This window comes from Streptomyces cyaneochromogenes, from assembly GCF_003963535.1.
Classification (GTDB): domain Bacteria; phylum Actinomycetota; class Actinomycetes; order Streptomycetales; family Streptomycetaceae; genus Streptomyces; species Streptomyces shaanxiensis.
Window position 1 is genome coordinate 4,959,066 of sequence record NZ_CP034539.1, and the last position, 15,243, is coordinate 4,974,308.

Here is a 15,243-nt window from a genome sequence, read left to right on the forward strand (position 1 = left end):
AGAATCGCAAGCAGTCCCAGGGAAATAAATCCCCACGGGTGCTTGCCCCGCCACTTCGGCGCCCTGCACACTGACCGCAACCCGGGAGGTAATCCGACGTGACCGCAGGCCAGTTCATTCGCGGCAACCGCGTATCTACGGTCCTCGCCCGCAAGCTCGGCGGCGAGCTGCTGCAGTTGCGCGACGCGGCCGGCCTCACGCAGCCGCAGGCCGCGGAGGCTCTGTCCGCGACCGCGGCCAAGGTCGCCAAGATGGAGCGCGGTTGGGTGCCCTTCCGTGACCCCGACATCCGGATTCTGTGTGATCGGTACGGCGTGACCGACTCGAAGGCCGTGGAACGGCTGCTGAGCCTCGCGAAGACCGACCGTGAGCGCCGCAAGGCCAAGGGGTGGTGGAACCAGTACCCCGAGCTGCGCTCACTCGTGGAGTACGTGGCGCTGGAGGACATCGCGACCGGCGTCCGCACGTGGCAGGGAGCCTTCGTTCCCGGCCTGTTGCAGACGCCCGACTACGCCCGGGCCCTCGCGATCGGCAATGCCGACTGGGACGACCCGGACGAGATCGAGCGCTTTGTCGAGGCGAAGATCGCGCGACAGGCCCGGCTGACGGACGCAAGCCCCGTCAACCTGTGGGCTGTAGTGGGCGAGGGAGCACTGCGCCAATTGGTCGGCGGTCGTGAGGTCATGCGCGGGCAACTGGCGCACCTGATCGAGGCATCCCGCCAGCCCAACATCAAGCTCCAGGTGGTCCCGTTCCTCGCGGGCTCCCACCCCGGGATGACCAGCGCCTTCAGCGTCGTGTCGTTCGCGGAACCCGGCGCAATGGACGTGGTCTACATGGACACCACCTCGTCTACCCTGTGGCTGGAGAGCGAGGCCGACGCCGCACGTCACAACACGAAGTTCGAACGGATCGCCAGGGCCGGACTCGCTCTTCGCGATTCCGTCGACCTGATCGAACGCATCCGCAAGGAGCTGTGAGCCGTGCCGAACTTCGAGTTCGCGAAGTCCAGTTACAGCAGCGGAAACGGCGAGTGCGTCGAAGTCGCCCGCAACATTCCAGGCGCCGTTGCCGTCCGAGACTCCAAAGACACGGACGGACCGATACTCCAGCTCATACCCGGCGCCTGGACGGCCTTCCTTCGCCTGGTCTCACATCACCGCTGAGGCGCCCTCGGGCGAGGGCGGCACGTCACCGGTCCCGTCGGCGTTCCCGCTACTCGCCCGCTCGAACCCGTTGCTGTGCTCGACCCTGGCGATGTGCAGCGAGTAGCTCGCGTACCAGTGCGCACGGCCGTACGCCTTGGCCGCCCGGTGCTCCGCATGGTCACGCCACTGCTCGATGCCGGCGAGGTCCCTGAAGTAGGCGACGGTGATCGAGAGACCGCCGGGGGTGCGGGCGGAGTCCTCGCCGAGGAACCCGGGGATCTCCTTGACCAGTTCGCCCATGCGCTGGGCGGTCGTGCCGTATCCGCCGTCGCCCTCGGTGCGTACTGAGGTGAACACGACGGCGTAGTAAGGGGGTTCGTGGGCGGGAACGGGCACAGGAATGACAGGTGTCACGTGGTGATCGCTCATGTCACCCACGGTCGGCCCCCGCACCATGCGGCGTCCAGGTTCCTTGCCGAAAGGGATCCCGGAGGGATCCAACTCTTTACCTCCGGTGCGCGGCGCACCCGTCCCGGCCCGGCTGTCAGCCCTCCGGCCGCACCGCCTCCCGCAGCCCCATGACATCCGCCACCGCCATCAGCCAGCGGGCCATCGCCTCGTCGCCTTCGAGTGAGGGGTCGTGCGCGGCGGCCGTCGTCAGCCAGTCGAGGACCAGGGCGTTCGCCTGCGCGCCGGGGAGCACTTCGGGCAGCGCTGCGGCATGGCGGACGCCGCCCGCGCGGACCAGCCTGGCCAGGTACGCGACCGCGCGCGGCCGTACGCCGAGGCCGTCGAGGGTGACGGCGGCGCCGACCGCACCGTCGCCGAACAGCGCGGTGCGCTGCGGGCCGGGGCGGGTGAGGCCGTAGCGGAGCAGCACCGTGAGGTCTCGTTCGGCGAGTTCGGCTTCGGTGCGGGGAGCGGGGGCGGGGGCGGGGTGCGGGGCCATGGCGGGTTACCTCACGGTGACGGTGTAGGTGTAGTAGCGCGGCTGGGGGTCGGTGGTGGTCTGCCGAGGGCTCGCGACGGGTGAGGGGGAGACCGAGGCGCCCGAGCCGACGCAGGTACCGACGGGGCAGTGCAGGATCCGGATCTTCGTGGTGCCTGGCCCCACGGCCTCGAAGTCGAAGGACTTGGTGCCGTCGGTCCCGCCGTCGAGGTCCGATCCGTCGAGGTCCTGGTGCTCGCCGCCGATGCGGACGACCGCGTCGTCGGGGCGGGGGTCCACGCGGTACCACCACTCACCCTGCCCGGGGGAGTACGGGACGGTGATGCTGAACTCCTCCCCGGCCTCGGCCTCGATGGTGCGCGTCTCGGTGTCGTACTCCGCGGGGCCCACCAGGCCGCAGCCGGTGAGCAGGAGTACGGCGGAAGCCGCGGCCGGCAGGAGGAGCCGCCGGAGGCGGGGCGGGCGGAGGGTGCTGGTCATCAGGGGTCCTGGGCTCAGTCGGCGGGTGCTTGGCTCAGTCGGAGGGAAGGTGAACGGCGTAGGCGTCCGGCATGCGGTTGTCCGACGCCTTGCCCATCCGGCCGTTGATGAAGTCGTCCTCACTGATCCAGGTGGTGCGACCCCAGGGGTTGTAGACCTGGAGCATGTCGCCTTCCTGGCCGACGATCATCATCGCGTGGCCCGCGCGTTCACCGTCCGGATACCCCTCGACGCCGATCGGCACCGGCTTTCCTTCGGCAACCGCCCTCTCGATGTCGGGCAGGACATCACGGCGGGCGTCGGCGCTGCGGGTCTCCTGGAACTCGTACGAACTGCCCGTGTGCGGGCTGATCTCCTCGTTGACGATGTCAGTCTTGCCGTCGTTGTCCATGCCGGAGGGAGAGCGACCCCAGGGGAAGTGGTACTCGTAGTTCCCGTCGCCCTCTTCGTGCACCCGTTCCTGCTCCGCCGTCAGGCGCTCGCGGAAGGCCGCGGGGTCGTCCTCCTGACCTGACGGACCGCCGGTCAGCTCCAGTGCGTAGATCGGGTCGACCATGGCGCGGGCGTTCACCGTGGAGGACGGGACGCAGGTGTTGCCGTCCTGGGACCACTTTTTCCCGTTGAAGGTGACCTCGTCGTAGTTGGTGTTCGCACCGTCGGGGTTGAGGCCCTCGTTCTTCATGCTGTCGCCCTGCGTGACCACCGGGGTCAGATGGCGCTGCAGCCAGGCCGGGTCCTTGCCGTGGATCTTGTCGCGGAACTCGCCGAGTTCGTCCATCCCGTATCCGGCGGCGAGGGCCTTCATCAGATACGCGCGTTCCTGCGGCGACTTGGCCTCGGAGAGCATCCGCTCGAACTCCGCCCGGTCCTTCGCGTTCATGCTCTCCATGCGCTTCCCGGACCGCTCCAGATCGGTGGCGGTGAGCAGCTCGTTCCACTCCTGCGGGCCGCCGGGGACGGCGGTGTCGGCGAGGACGAGGCGGTCGGCGGCGGATATCTCGTCGGTGCCGAGCCGGCCGGCGCGCGCTTCGGAGGCGTACTTGTTCAGCTCCCGGGCCGCCGCCCTGGCGGCGTCGTCGGCCGCTTCGGCGGCCTGGTGCATACGCTGCGCGCCGGTGTCGGCGATGGAGCGGGCGCGCAGCCGTTCCGCCTCCTCCTCGTCCTTCTCGATCATGTCGTCGAAGAAGCCGTCCTCCGCGCCGAGGATGGTCAGCGCCTCACGCAGTTGCCCGCGCCCGCCACTGTCCTCGGTGCGGGCCGACTCCAGCGCACCGGAGAGGCGGATCAGCTGGTTTCCCACGGCGCGGAAGGCTATGGCCATCTGGTCGGCGTCCCGATAGGCGGCCGCGACGACCTCGGACGCCTGGGCGCCCGTCTGGCCCACCCATACGCTCGGCAGTCCCTTGGTGCCTACGGCCTTGACGTCGTCGTGGATCTTCTCGGCGTCGTCGGCCTTCTTCTGGTAGGTCACCCCGAGGTCGTTGAGGACTCCCGGGTCGCCGACGGGCGCGGAGATGCCCAGGGCCCTGTTGATCGCCCCGACGAGGTCGTTCTTGCTGTCCGCGCCCGCGATGTCCTTGCGGCAGGCGGCGAGTTCCTCGCGGCGGTCGGTGGTGGATTCCCCGGCGTCGGGCATGGCTGACTGGTACCCCATCGGTGCGGTGGGCAGGAAAGTGGCGGGCGACGTCGGAGCGACGCCGTCCAGGTCGGCGAAGGCCTCGGGCGGCCTCGGGTTGCCTCGGGTGGCCTCGGGTGGGATCCGGCGGTCCAACGGTCCGGCGGGATCCGGTGGTCCAACGGTCCGGCGGGATCCGGTGGTCCAACGGTCCGGCGGAATCCGGTGGTGTCCGCCGGACCTAGTACTCCGGCGGTCCAAGAACTCCGGCATTCTCCGGCAGGATCCGGCGTCTACCCGAAGGGAGAACTCGTCGTCACCGGCACGCCCCCGGCCGGCGCCGGCGTCGGCCCCGCGCCGCTGCCGGCGACAGCCGACCTCAGCCCGGCCACGGCCTGCTGCTCGGCCCCGCCATAGGCCTGGCTGGAGACGCGGACCTTGTCGGCGAGCTCGTGCAGCGCCTCTTCCAGGACCTTCGTCTCGGCCTGCCAGGCAGCGGCGAAGCGGGTGTAGGCCGGGCCGCTGTCGGAGCCGCCGAGGGCGTCCGAGGAGTAGCAGGGGAGTGCGGAGATGGCGGTGCGGATGTTCCCGGTGTCATCACCGGCGCTGTCGAGCTTGTCCGCCTCGCTGCTCATCCCGCTTCGCTGGACGTCGTATCCGCCCGAACCGCTCATGCTGTGCCCCCGCTTCAGCTGCTTGATCGCCGCGTGAGCTTAACATGACAAACCGCAGCTCAAACGCCCTTTGCCCGGCGTCATTTCGACCTGAGCGGGCGCCCGGAACCGCGGCTCACCGCGGCTCAGAACAACTCGTCCTGCACCCCCGCGTCCTGGCTCCTGAACTCCCGTACCGGAAGCGTGAGTTCACTGTCCTCGCTCACCGGAACCAGTTCCCACCCCGCCATCAGCCGCGTGTCGACCACGACCACCCCGCCGCCCGTCTCCACATGAAGATCCGGCCCGGCAGCCGCCACCAACCGCCCGCTCACCGCCCCGCCCGCGACGAGCCCGCTCACCTCACCGACGGCGGCCGGGAGGTCCGCGAGGCCGAAGACCCCCGCGTGGTCCACCGGTTGGCAGGGCTCGCGGTCGAGCGACTCGGGCCAGCCGGGGAGCGCCGCGGCCCGGGCGTGCAGGTCCGCCACCTCGGCCGCCCGCTCCACCGCCGACGCCGGCAGCGCGGACCGTACCGCCCGCTTGTCGCCGTACGGAATCCGGTCCGGCACCCGCAGCGCCGCGCGCAACAGCTCCTCGGTGCGCCGCGCCGCCATCAACGGGCCGACGCCCAGCCAGCTGAAGCAGACCGCGCCCTGCTCCAGCAGCCGTGCCGAGCCGCGCTCAAGAGCGGTGATGCCGACCTTCGTCATGCCGGGGCCGAACCACGCCAGATATACGTGATACGGCCGCGGGTCGTCCGCGATCGTGTCGGCGGCCACCGAGTGCGCCCGATCCAGCCGCGCACACTCCTCGCACCGCGCCCCCGTACTCCGCCCCGGCACGACCGCCCGCACCGGACACGCGTGCCCCCGCGCTCCCACGCATCTCCGCACGCCCCCTTCCGCGACCCCGAAGGCCACCCGTTTCCCCCAGGTCAGCGCCGAGCGCCGCCCACCGTCCCACGCCAGCTCAGGACCGCTCGCCGACCAGCGCAGCCCCTTGCATCTCCATGCCTGTGCCATCGCCCTTCGAGCGTAGGGGCTGCCACTGACAACGGCGCCGCGACAACAGCACCCGCCTCAGCGCCCGGCCTCAGCAGCACCGGCAGCACCGGCAGCGGCAGCAGCACCGGCAGCAGCACCGGCAGCGGGCTCGGGTTTCGCACCCACACGGCCCGCCTCGGACGCCACCGCGACCGCCACGACCCCCGCCGCCGTACGCCGGCCACGCCCCGCCAACCGGCATCCCCAGCAGTCCGGGTGCCCGTCCCGCGCGCTCAGGTCGCGCGTCCCCATCCGCCACTCACCGCGCGGCCGGACGCCCGGCGGCTTGCCCCACCCGGCGAGATGCAGCGCCCAGGTGACCAGGACGCTCGCCGCCAGAATCCCGGTCCCGCCCGCGATGAACACCGCCGAAACCATGCATATCCCCGCGCCCAGCACGGCGGAACCGACGGTCGCGATCGCGGTTCCGGTCCATCCTGCGACCGTATGCCCCTCGTCATACTGGCTCATGTACCTGCTCCCTCCGGACCAAGACCTCTCACCAAGACCTCTCACCTTGTAAGAAATTTAGCGCATAAACCTCTCACTAACTAAGGCAATCTGGAATGCAAGCCAAGCCGCGCCCCGCCGCCTCCCCGGTCCAGGCCCTGACGGCGATGGACGACCTCATCGCGACCGCCATGGTCGGGCAGCAGGAGATCGCCGCGCAGGTCGGCCTCAACGTCACGGACCTCACCTGCTTCGCCTACGTGCTGCAAGCGGGCGAGGACCTGCTCACGGCCGGCGACCTGGCGGCACGCGCCCACGTCACCACGGGCGCGGTGACCGGCATCCTCAACCGCCTGGAACGCGCGGGCTACGTCACCCGCCGCCCCGACCCGACGGACCGGCGCCGTGTACGCGTGGCCGCACTGCCGGACGCGGAGGCCCGTATCCGTGAGATCTACGAGCCGTACTACGCCCGCCTGATGGACCTCTTCGCCGACTACTCACCCGACGAGATCGCCGTCCTGACCGACTGGTTCACCCGCGCCAGCGCGCTGGCGGCGGGCTACCTGGAAGAGCACTGCCGCACGGACTGAAGCACCGGCCGACCCACCGCCCGCCACGCCGCACCTCCTCACCGGCAGGCTCAACGGCCGCGCCCCCGCCCGGGGCCATCCTCCCGGGCGTCGTACGCCACCCGCGCACGCTCGACCTCGCCCAGATTGACCGACCACTCCGACAGCGCGGCGAACAACGGCGCCAGGCTGCGCCCCAGTTCGCTGATCTCGTACTCCACGCGCGGCGGGACCTCGGGGAAATAGGTGCGTACGACCAGCCCGTCCCGCTCCAGCTGCCGCAGCCGCTGCGTCAGCACCTTCGGCGTGATCGTGGCGATACGGCGCTCCAGCTCGACGAAGCGCTGACGGCCGTATTCGTGGAGCGCCCACAGGATCGGGGTGGTCCAGCGGCTGAAGACGATGTCGACGACGGGGGCGATCGGGCAGGCGTTCTCGGGAGCGACCTCGCCCGGAACCCGCTTCATTGTGTCCTCGGTCACAACTACCCCCGCTCGCCAATACTTTCCTCTAGGTACCTACTACCTCCACAACAGTAGCGTCGCCGTACGAGACGAGCCATGAGATCCGAACTCGGAACGGAGACCGAAGATGATCGTGGTGACCGGAGCAACGGGCAATGTCGGACGGCCACTTGTACGGGCCCTGGTGGACGCGGGCGAGCAGGTGACCGCGGTCTCCCGCCGGATTTCCGCGCGGGACGTGCCGGCGGGCGCCCGCCACCACCAGTCCGACCTGACCGAACCCGAGCGCCTGGCGCCCGCGCTCGACGGGGCGGGGGCCCTGTTCCTGCTGACGTCCGGCGACTTCATGGCGGCCGGCGGTGACCTCGGTGCCGTCCTGGACGTCGTACGGGACTCGGGCGTCCGGCGTGTGGTGCTGCTGTCCTCCCAGGGCGTCGGCACCGGGGACCACCCCCCGTTCCTGGAGGAAGCCGTCAAGGCGACGGGGCTGGAGTGGACGATGCTGCGCCCCGGCGGCTTCCACTCCAACACGCTCCAGTGGGCCGACATGGTCCGCACCCGCCGGGAGGTGGCCGCGCCCTTCGGCGACGTCGCCCTGCCGACCGTCGATCCGGCCGACATCGCGGAGGTCGCCGCCGTGGCGCTGCGCGAGCCCGGGCACTACGGCGAGGTCTACGAGCTGACCGGCCCGGCACCCGTCTCGCCCCGGCAGCAGGCGGCCGCGATCGGGGAGGCGCTCGGGGAGGAGGTGCGGTTCGTCGAACTCAGCCGCGCCGAGGCCCGGGAGCGCATGCTCGGGTTCATGCCGGAGCCGGTCGTCGAGAGCACCCTCGACATGCTGGGGGCCCCGTCGGCCGCGCTGCGGAGGGTGAGCCCCGATGTGGAGAAGGTCCTCGGGCGGCCGGCGCGGTCGTTCGCGGAGTGGGCGGGGCGCAGTGCGGGGGCGTTCAAGTAGGGAGCGGCCTGGTGGCCTTCAAGTAGGGCGCGGCGTGAGGGCGTTCGGTAGGGCGCGGTGCAGGAGCCGTGGTGGTGCCTGCCCCACCTTTCTTCCGGCAGGTCACTCCATCGTTTCCACGCGCGGACAACGGAATCGTTGACCTCGGTTGATCCCGGCTGAAGCCCGACTGAGGCAGCGCTGAAGCCGTGCCGGGGTGAGCTGTGGATCCGTCAGAGGTCCAGGTCCGCCCGGAAGGAAACCGCCATGGAGTCGCAGCTCCCGTCGAAGCCGATGCCGTCGACGTCGATGCCGTCGACGCCAGGACCCTCGAAGCCCGGCGCCCTCTCCTCCTTCGTCCGGTTCGTGGTGTGCGGCGGCGGTGTCGGGCTGCTCGCCGGGGCCGCCGTGCCGCTGCTGGCCAGGGCGATGCCCTGGGCGCTGGCGAACGCCCTGATCACCGTCGCCTCCACCCTCCTGTGCACCGAGCTGCACGCCCTGTTCACCTTCGGCACCGGACGCCGCGCGGGACTGCGCCGGCACCTGCAGTCGGCGGGTTCGGCCACCGCCGCCTACCTCGTGACCACGGCCGCGATGCTCATACTCCACGCCGTCCAGCCGTCCCCCTCGCTGCTCCGCGAGCAGGCCGTCTACCTCACCGCCTCCGGCCTGGCCGGCATCGGCCGGTTCCTGGTCCTGCGGCTGTTCGTCTTCGCCGACCGGAAGAAGGAGACGACGGCCCCGGTCCAGCCCCGCGCAGCCCTGTCCACCGACGCCCTCAACACCGGTCCCCAGCTCACCCCGCTGGTCCCGTCCGTCGCATGACCGCTGCCCCTCCGAGGGTGCCCGAGGCGGCTTTCGGGTTTTCGGCGACCACCGCTGCACTCAAGGCCGTTCTCCCCGCGGGGCCGCCCCCGCGAGATAGCCCATGACCCGCTCCAACGGCCACACCTCCCCGATCTTGTGCCGGATGTCGAAGAGGTTCGCCGCGTGCACGTCCGGATCCCGGTCGCCGACCGCGTCCTCCACGACGACCGGGACGAACCCGTGCTGCATCGCGTCGAGCGCGGTGGCTCGCACGCAGCCGCTCGTCGACAGCCCGCCGATGAGGAGCGTGTCGATGCGGTTGGCCGTGAGGTACGCCGCCAGCGACGTGCCGAAGAATGCGCTCGGGTACTGCTTGGTGACCGTCAACTCGTCCGGCGTAGGGGCGAGTCCGTCGATGAAGTCGCCGTACGGACTGCCCTCGGCGAACACCCTCAGCGTCGGCACCTTGCGGAAGAAGACGCCGCCGTCACCGCCGTCGGGTCGGAACCGCACCCGGGTGACGACCACGGGAATCCCCGCCCGCCGCGCCCCCGCCAGCAACGCCCTCATCGCCTCCACGGCCGGTTCGACCCCGGCGTACAGAGGGCAGTCGGGGTCCACATAGGCGCGGGCCGGGTCGACCAGGAGCAGGGCGGGGGAGGTGCCGGGGGTGAGACTGCCGTCCAGGCCGGCCCGCTCGTAGTCGTTCTCCTGCGACTCCTCCCGCACGGCCCGCCGCCGTAACCCGCTCATCCCCGCCGGCACTTCATCAGCGGCTGGATCCGCGTGCCGAAGTTCTCGATGCCCGCCAGGAAGTCGTCGAAGACCAGCATGATCCCCTTCGTGCCGTCGACTTCGGCGACCTCGTCGAGCATCCGCGCCACGCTCTCGTACGACCCCACGAGCGTGCCCATGTTGAAGTTCACCGCGCCCTCCGGCAGCACGATGGTCCGGGCCGTCGAGGAGTCGTCGGCGGTGGTGTCCGAGGCCGACTCGCCCGCCATGTAGGCGAGGGCCGCGTGGTCGGCGTTGTCGTGGTAGTCCCGCCATTTCGCCTGGGCGGCCTCGTCCGTCTCGTCGGCGATGACCATGAAGAGCGAGAGCGCCCCGACGTCCCGGCCGGTCTCGCGCGCCGCGTCCACGAGCGTGGCCGTGGTGTCGGCGAAGGCGAGCGGGGTGTTGACGCCGCTGCCCAGGATGAAGTTGTAGTCGGCGTGCTCGGCGGCGAACCGCATGCCGGTGTTGCTCTGGCCCGCGGCGACGATGTCGATGTGCCCGTTCGCCGGGCGCGGCGACAGCACGCAGTCGTCCATCTCGTAGAACTCGCCCTTGAAGTCGCTGACGCCCTCGCCCCACAGCTCCTTCATGACGGTGACGTACTCGACGGCCCGGTCGTAGCGGTTGCCGAAGTGCTCGTCGCCGGGCCACAGGCCCATCTGGGAGTACTCGCCGGGCGCCCAGCCGGTGACGATGTTGATGCCGAAGCGGCCGGGGGCGATCGAGTCGACCGTCGTGGCCATGCGGGCGACGATCGCCGGGGGCAGCACGAGGATCGGCGTGGAGGCGTACAGCTTGATCCGCTCGGTGACCGCGGCCAGGCCCGCCATCAGCGTGAACGACTCCAGACAGTGGTCCCAGAACTCGGTCTCGCCGCCGAACCCCTTGAGCTTGATCATCGACAGCGCGAAGTCGAGACCGTGCTCCTCGGCCTTCTGCACGATGGCCTTGTTCAGCTCGAAGGTGGGCATGTACTGCGGTGAACTCTTCGATATGAGCCAGCCGTTGTTGCCGATGGGGATGAATACGCCGATGTCCATGCCGCTCCTCAGCGGGTCGGGGGTACCGGGTGATGCTAAGTCGGGGAGGCCAACTCCGCGTTGGATACGGGTGGTTGACGGCCTGTCGAGCAGCGGGAACGGCGGCGTAAGGATCTTGCGAAGCACCGAATCGGTTGAGCCCGGAACGGTAAAGTCCGCAGCATGAACGCTCGGCTGGCACTGCTCGGCACGGTGGCCCCCGGTGTCGCGGAAAGCGAAGTCTTCCGGCTGGCCCTGCAGCATGCGGTGGGCGAGCTGGGCGCGCTCGGCGGGATGATCCATCTGCGTGGCCCGATGTCCGCACTGCGCCTGGTGTCGACGGCCGGGCTGCCGCCCGCCCTCACCCTCTGCTGGGAGATCATCGACCAGGAGGGCCCGCTGGCCCCGGCCCGTGCGCTGCACGAGGGAAGCGGCGTCTGGGTCCCGCTGAGCCCGTCCGGCGCGGTCGACACCCCGGACGCCACCTGGCCCGGCACCGGCCTCGCCGCGCTGCCGATGCACAGCGGCCACCGCAGCACCGGCGCCCTCAGCGTCCTGATGGGCGACCAGGGCGAACCGACGCCCGAGCACTGGGAGTTCCTGCGCGCCCTCATCGCCTGGACCGAGGACCGTATGGTCCAGGCTCCGCCGCCCATCGGACCGGTCCTGCCGGCGAAGAACGGCGAGCGCCTGCGCCAGTCCCTGAAGGAGGTCAGCGTCGGCTCCTGGGACTGGAACATCCGCACCGGCGACCTGCTCTGGGACGAGGCGGCCCTGGAGCTCTACGGCACCCGGCCGCAGGACTACACCGGCAAGGTCGAGAACTGGATGCGGTGCGTCCACCCCGACGACCTCGCGCCGACCCTGGCGGCGGCGGACCGGGCGATCGTCGACGGCGGCGTCTTCGAGGCCGAGTACCGGGTGCGCAAACTGGACGGCACCTGGGGCTGGACGCAGGCCCGCGGCAGGGCGACGTACGACGAGCACGGCGAGCCGCACCGGATGATCGGCGTGGGCTGGGACAGCGACGAGCCGCGCTCCGCCCGCGACGCGCTCGGCCGGGCCCTGCGGCACATGAGCGACGGCTTCCTCGCGATGGACGACGACTGGCGGATCACCTTCGCCAACGTGGAGGCCGAACGCACCCTGGGCTACTCCGAGGAGGAGCTGTTCGGCCGTCTGCTGTGGGACCTGCCCGCCGCCGAGCAGGTGCCCGGCCTGGAGATCCGCTGCCGGCAGGCCGCCGCCGCGGAGAAGTCGGTCAGCTTCGACGTACGGCTGCCCAACGGCCGCCTGTGCCACCTGCGGCTGGTCCCCGGCCCCGATGGCCGCACGATCTACTTCACCGACGTCACCGAGAAGCGCCGCCTGGAGGAGGAGCGCCGGTCCGCCGAGCGGGCCGCCATCGAACGGGCCGCGCGAATAGCGGAGTTGACGACCGCGCTCGCCAAGGCGACGACCTCGAAGGACGTGGTGGACGCGGTCGCCCGCCGGGTGCTGCCGCCGTTCGAGGCGACCGGCCTGGTGGTGCAGACCGTGGAGGGCGACCGGCTGCACACCGTCGGCTCCGTCGGCTACCCGGACGACGTCCTCGCCGCCCTCGACGGCCGTGAACGTACGGAGCCCAGCCCGCTGTGGGACGCGATACTGGCCGGTGCGCCCCTGTTCCTGTCCTCCCGGCAGGAGTTCGTCGCCCGCTACCCCGACGACGCCGACCTGCCCGCCCGCGCCGACAAGCAGGCCTGGGCGCTGCTCCCCCTCACCGCCTCGGGCCACACCTTCGGCATCTGCGCGGTCACCTTCGACCACCCGCGCCGCCTCACCGACGAGGAGCGCACCCTGCTGACCGCGACCAGCGCCCTGGTCGCCCAGGCCCTGGAACGCGCCCGCCTCTTCGACGCCGAGCACACCCGGTCCCGCGAACTGCAGCGCGGCCTGCTCCCCCGCGACCTGCCCACCCTCCCCGCCTGCACGGCCGCGGCCCGCTACCTCCCGGCGGGCCAGGGCATGGACGTCGGCGGCGACTGGTACGACATCATCCCGCTCTCGGGCGGCCAGGTGGCGCTGGTCGTGGGCGACGTCATGGGCCACGGCCTGCCGGAGGCGGCCACCATGGGCCGCCTGCGCACGGCGGTCCACACCCTGGCCGACCTCGAACTGCCGCCCGACGAGATCATGAGCCGCCTCAACGACATCGTCGGGGCCATGGGCGAGGAGTCGTACGTGACCTGCCTGTACGCGCTGTACGACTCCACGACGAGGATCTGCTCCATAGCGAGGGCGGGCCACCCGCCCCCCGCCCTGCTCCACCCGGACGGCACGGTGGTGTTCCCGCCCCTCGCGGCCGACCCGCCCCTGGGCGCGGCGGAGCCCCCCTTCGAGACGACGGAGATCCAGGTCCCCGAAGGCAGCGTGCTCGCCCTCTACACCGACGGCCTGGTGGAGTCGTCGAAACGCGAGATGGACGAGGGCATGGCGGCCCTCGCCGACGTCCTCGCCACCTCCCACACGGACGGCACGGCGAAGGACCTGGAGCTCCTCTGCGAGCGGATCACGACCGCCCTCCTCCCCACCGAGCACCAGGCCGCCGACGACGCGGCCTTCCTCCTCGCCCGCCTCCACGCACTGCCCGCCTCCCGCATGGCCTCCTGGCCCCTCCCCCAGGACCCCAGAGCAGCCGGCCAGGCCCGCGCCCTCATCCGCACCCAACTGGCGGCCTGGGGCCTCGACGCCCTCACCCCCACGACCGAACTGCTGGCCAGCGAACTGGTCGGCAACGTCATCCGCCACGCCAGAGGCCCCCTCCGCCTCCGCCTCCTGCACGGCGCCGACCTGATCTGCGAGGTCTTCGACGGCAGCCTGACGATGCCACGCATCCGCCGGGCGACCGAGACGGACGAGGGAGGCCGGGGGCTGCAACTGGTCACGGCGCTCTCGCAGCGGTGGGGGACGCGGTACACCCCGACCGGGAAGTGCATCTGGACGGAACAGGCGGTACGGGGGGAGGTGGGGGCCGATCCGCTGGAGGGGATGTTCCTCGGGGTGGCGGGGTTGGGGGAGGACTTCGACGGGGACTTCGATGGGGACTTGGACGGGCTGGGCTTCGGGGGCGAGGAGTTGTTCGGGGCCGACCAGGAGTTGTAGGCAGGGCTGGGCGCCGGCGCGGGGCTGGGCCTGAGGATCCGGGCTCGGGCTCGGGGCCCTACCCGGCCGTACGCCGTTGGGCCAACTCCCTGATCTCCTCCGGCAGCGCGTCAGCGGCCAACAGCAGCGGGAGCAGATCCGGTTCGCGGGTGACCGCGCGGAAGGAGACGGCGACGGTCACGTCGTGGTCGGGCCGATGGACGACCTCGACCGGATCGCCGGCCCGGATGTCACCGGGCTCGATCACGCGCAGATACGCGCCTGGCAGGGCGGCCTGCGTGAACCGCTTGATCCAGCCGTCCTGCTCCAGCCACCCCTGGAACGTCCCGCACGGGATCCGCGCGCACGACACCTCCAGCACCACGTCGGCCCCGATGCGCCAACGCTCACCGATCACCGCGCCGTTGACGTCCACCCCGACGGTCGTGAGGTTCTCACCGAAGACACCGTTGGCCAGCGTCCGCCCCAACTCGGCCTGCCACCCGTCGAGATCCTCACGGGCATACGCGTACACGGCCTGGTCGCCACCCCCGTGGTTCCGCACGTCATAGACACGGTCACCCGCGAGTCCCACCGCACCGGTGCCCTTGGGCCCGGGAGCACTGACGGCAACCGGCCCGTCCACGGGCCGCTTGTCGATACCTGTCGCACCGAGCCCCTTCCAGGGGTTGGGGCTGGGATTGCCTACGTTGACGGAGAGCAGCCTCATCCGGACGACGTTACGGGCCTGCCGCGGCTCGCGGCGACATGTTTTCCCCTCCCGGCCGGGAGGGGAACAGCCCCCTCGGGGTGCAGCCGGCTCCACCCTCGATCGGGTGGGCCGCCCCATGGCTGCGCCACGGCAACGACGGCAAGGTTGATGCAACGGAACCCGAACGCAGGGCCCGCGGCCCCACCCGGAAGGCAGTCGGCCACGACATCACTGCCGTCCTCGACGCCCCCCCCCCGCACGACCTGCCCGAGCCGGACCTCACCCCCCTGCTCACCGCCTGGGACCTGGCCCACTCCACCACCGACCCCGAGTGGCGCCACCTCCTGGACAAGCTCGCCCGTCCCCACACCACCGAGGTGTTCCACCGGCTGGCGCGGGCCGCGGCCTGACCGCACGCCCGTCCTAGGCGACGCGGAGCCCTCCCACGCCTCTCTTGTCACGAACATCCCCGCATCCCCCACCACCGTGCGAGG

The 15,243-nt window shown here is 71.2% G+C and carries 18 protein-coding genes; 7 read left to right on the forward strand and 11 right to left on the reverse strand.

The genetic code is table 11. The features are described 5' to 3' along the window. Positions 1-98: 98 nt before the first annotated feature. Both EJ357_RS22450 and EJ357_RS22455 read left to right on the forward strand, forming a co-directional pair. The gene (locus EJ357_RS22450) at positions 99-980 is read left to right on the forward strand and encodes a helix-turn-helix domain-containing protein (protein ID WP_228473133.1); all 882 of its coding nucleotides are present in this window, start codon (positions 99-101) and stop codon (positions 978-980) included. A 3-nt stretch (positions 981-983) separates the two neighbouring features. Further along, positions 984-1,166: a DUF397 domain-containing protein gene (locus tag EJ357_RS22455; RefSeq protein WP_126393370.1), complete on the forward strand. Its 183-nt coding sequence runs from the start codon at positions 984-986 to the stop codon at positions 1,164-1,166. Here EJ357_RS22455 and EJ357_RS22460 read toward each other — a convergent pair. From EJ357_RS22460 to EJ357_RS22490, 7 genes are all read right to left on the reverse strand, one after another. After that, on the reverse strand, positions 1,152-1,577 hold the full coding sequence (locus tag EJ357_RS22460; protein WP_228473134.1) for an antibiotic biosynthesis monooxygenase family protein: 426 nt from the start codon (positions 1,575-1,577) through the stop codon (positions 1,152-1,154). The two genes, EJ357_RS22455 and EJ357_RS22460, sit on opposite strands and share 15 nt — an antisense overlap. A 115-nt stretch (positions 1,578-1,692) precedes the next feature. After that, positions 1,693-2,097: a hypothetical protein gene (locus EJ357_RS22465; protein ID WP_126393371.1), complete on the reverse strand. Its 405-nt coding sequence runs from the start codon at positions 2,095-2,097 to the stop codon at positions 1,693-1,695. A 6-nt stretch (positions 2,098-2,103) separates the two neighbouring features. Then, complete coding sequence (locus EJ357_RS22470) at positions 2,104-2,577, reverse strand: protease inhibitor I42 family protein (protein ID WP_126393372.1); 474 nt, start codon at positions 2,575-2,577, stop codon at positions 2,104-2,106. A gap of 34 nt (positions 2,578-2,611) precedes the next feature. Beyond that, entirely contained in the window at positions 2,612-4,213 is a 1,602-nt protein-coding gene (locus tag EJ357_RS22475; RefSeq protein ID WP_126393373.1) for a cysteine peptidase family C39 domain-containing protein, read from the reverse strand. Between the two features lie 272 nt (positions 4,214-4,485). Then, the gene (locus tag EJ357_RS22480; RefSeq protein WP_126393374.1) at positions 4,486-4,866 is read right to left on the reverse strand and encodes a WXG100 family type VII secretion target; all 381 of its coding nucleotides are present in this window, start codon (positions 4,864-4,866) and stop codon (positions 4,486-4,488) included. Positions 4,867-4,991: 125 nt separating this feature from the next. Then, positions 4,992-5,870, reverse strand: coding sequence for a DUF2797 domain-containing protein (locus tag EJ357_RS22485; RefSeq protein ID WP_126393375.1), 879 nt, complete (start codon positions 5,868-5,870; stop codon positions 4,992-4,994). Positions 5,871-5,927: 57 nt separating this feature from the next. Further along, positions 5,928-6,362, reverse strand: coding sequence for an HGxxPAAW family protein (locus tag EJ357_RS22490; protein WP_228473135.1), 435 nt, complete (start codon positions 6,360-6,362; stop codon positions 5,928-5,930). A gap of 95 nt (positions 6,363-6,457) precedes the next feature. On the opposite strand from EJ357_RS22490, the gene EJ357_RS22495 reads away from it, so the two are divergent. Then, entirely contained in the window at positions 6,458-6,934 is a 477-nt protein-coding gene (locus tag EJ357_RS22495; protein WP_126393376.1) for a MarR family winged helix-turn-helix transcriptional regulator, read from the forward strand. A 50-nt stretch (positions 6,935-6,984) separates the two neighbouring features. On the opposite strand, the gene EJ357_RS22500 is transcribed toward EJ357_RS22495, so the two are convergent. Next, positions 6,985-7,380 carry a winged helix-turn-helix transcriptional regulator gene (locus EJ357_RS22500; RefSeq protein ID WP_126399827.1) on the reverse strand — a complete coding sequence of 132 codons (396 nt, stop codon included), beginning with the start codon at positions 7,378-7,380 and terminating at the stop codon, positions 6,985-6,987. A gap of 124 nt (positions 7,381-7,504) precedes the next feature. On the opposite strand from EJ357_RS22500, the gene EJ357_RS22505 reads away from it, so the two are divergent. Together EJ357_RS22505 and EJ357_RS22510 are read left to right on the forward strand one after the other, a co-directional pair. Further along, complete coding sequence (locus EJ357_RS22505) at positions 7,505-8,332, forward strand: NAD(P)H-binding protein (protein WP_126393377.1); 828 nt, start codon at positions 7,505-7,507, stop codon at positions 8,330-8,332. A gap of 246 nt (positions 8,333-8,578) precedes the next feature. Further along, positions 8,579-9,136, forward strand: a complete 558-nt coding sequence (locus tag EJ357_RS22510) for a GtrA family protein (protein ID WP_407698507.1) — start codon at positions 8,579-8,581, stop codon at positions 9,134-9,136. Positions 9,137-9,196: 60 nt separating this feature from the next. Here the strand turns inward: EJ357_RS22510 and EJ357_RS22515 are convergent, their stop codons facing one another. Then, positions 9,197-9,871, reverse strand: a complete 675-nt coding sequence (locus tag EJ357_RS22515) for an isochorismatase family protein (RefSeq protein WP_126393378.1) — start codon at positions 9,869-9,871, stop codon at positions 9,197-9,199. After that, positions 9,868-10,935 (reverse strand): pyrimidine utilization protein A, encoded by a 1,068-nt coding sequence (rutA, locus tag EJ357_RS22520; RefSeq protein ID WP_126393379.1) that lies wholly within the window; start codon positions 10,933-10,935, stop codon positions 9,868-9,870. The genes EJ357_RS22515 and rutA overlap by 4 nt, the downstream gene beginning before the upstream one ends. A gap of 162 nt (positions 10,936-11,097) precedes the next feature. Between rutA and EJ357_RS22525 the strand changes: the two genes are divergently transcribed. Further along, complete coding sequence (locus EJ357_RS22525) at positions 11,098-14,058, forward strand: SpoIIE family protein phosphatase (protein ID WP_126393380.1); 2,961 nt, start codon at positions 11,098-11,100, stop codon at positions 14,056-14,058. Positions 14,059-14,116: 58 nt separating this feature from the next. On the opposite strand, the gene EJ357_RS22530 is transcribed toward EJ357_RS22525, so the two are convergent. Next, complete coding sequence (locus tag EJ357_RS22530) at positions 14,117-14,767, reverse strand: MOSC domain-containing protein (protein ID WP_126393381.1); 651 nt, start codon at positions 14,765-14,767, stop codon at positions 14,117-14,119. An 80-nt stretch (positions 14,768-14,847) separates the two neighbouring features. On the opposite strand from EJ357_RS22530, the gene EJ357_RS50540 reads away from it, so the two are divergent. Beyond that, positions 14,848-15,159, forward strand: a complete 312-nt coding sequence (locus tag EJ357_RS50540) for a hypothetical protein (protein WP_323378045.1) — start codon at positions 14,848-14,850, stop codon at positions 15,157-15,159. The last annotated feature ends 84 nt before the right edge of the window (positions 15,160-15,243 follow it).

Bases quoted from the DNA above. Each gene is read 5' to 3' on its own strand.
- EJ357_RS22510 (WP_407698507.1), top strand. From the start codon at position 8,579: ATGGAGTCGCAGCTCCCGTCGAAGCCGATGCCGTCGACGTCGATGCCG.
- EJ357_RS22470 (WP_126393372.1), bottom strand. From the start codon at position 2,577: ATGACCAGCACCCTCCGCCCGCCCCGCCTCCGGCGGCTCCTCCTGCCG.
- EJ357_RS22485 (WP_126393375.1), bottom strand. From the start codon at position 5,870: ATGGCACAGGCATGGAGATGCAAGGGGCTGCGCTGGTCGGCGAGCGGT.
- EJ357_RS22495 (WP_126393376.1), top strand. From the start codon at position 6,458: ATGCAAGCCAAGCCGCGCCCCGCCGCCTCCCCGGTCCAGGCCCTGACG.
- EJ357_RS22530 (WP_126393381.1), bottom strand. From the start codon at position 14,767: ATGAGGCTGCTCTCCGTCAACGTAGGCAATCCCAGCCCCAACCCCTGG.
- EJ357_RS22480 (WP_126393374.1), bottom strand. From the start codon at position 4,866: ATGAGCGGTTCGGGCGGATACGACGTCCAGCGAAGCGGGATGAGCAGC.
- EJ357_RS22475 (WP_126393373.1), bottom strand. From the start codon at position 4,213: ATGCCCGACGCCGGGGAATCCACCACCGACCGCCGCGAGGAACTCGCC.
- EJ357_RS22515 (WP_126393378.1), bottom strand. From the start codon at position 9,871: ATGAGCGGGTTACGGCGGCGGGCCGTGCGGGAGGAGTCGCAGGAGAAC.
- EJ357_RS22525 (WP_126393380.1), top strand. From the start codon at position 11,098: ATGAACGCTCGGCTGGCACTGCTCGGCACGGTGGCCCCCGGTGTCGCG.
- EJ357_RS22500 (WP_126399827.1), bottom strand. From the start codon at position 7,380: ATGAAGCGGGTTCCGGGCGAGGTCGCTCCCGAGAACGCCTGCCCGATC.
- rutA (WP_126393379.1), bottom strand. From the start codon at position 10,935: ATGGACATCGGCGTATTCATCCCCATCGGCAACAACGGCTGGCTCATA.
- EJ357_RS22490 (WP_228473135.1), bottom strand. From the start codon at position 6,362: ATGAGCCAGTATGACGAGGGGCATACGGTCGCAGGATGGACCGGAACC.
- EJ357_RS22505 (WP_126393377.1), top strand. From the start codon at position 7,505: ATGATCGTGGTGACCGGAGCAACGGGCAATGTCGGACGGCCACTTGTA.
- EJ357_RS22460 (WP_228473134.1), bottom strand. From the start codon at position 1,577: ATGAGCGATCACCACGTGACACCTGTCATTCCTGTGCCCGTTCCCGCC.
- EJ357_RS22465 (WP_126393371.1), bottom strand. From the start codon at position 2,097: ATGGCCCCGCACCCCGCCCCCGCCCCCGCTCCCCGCACCGAAGCCGAA.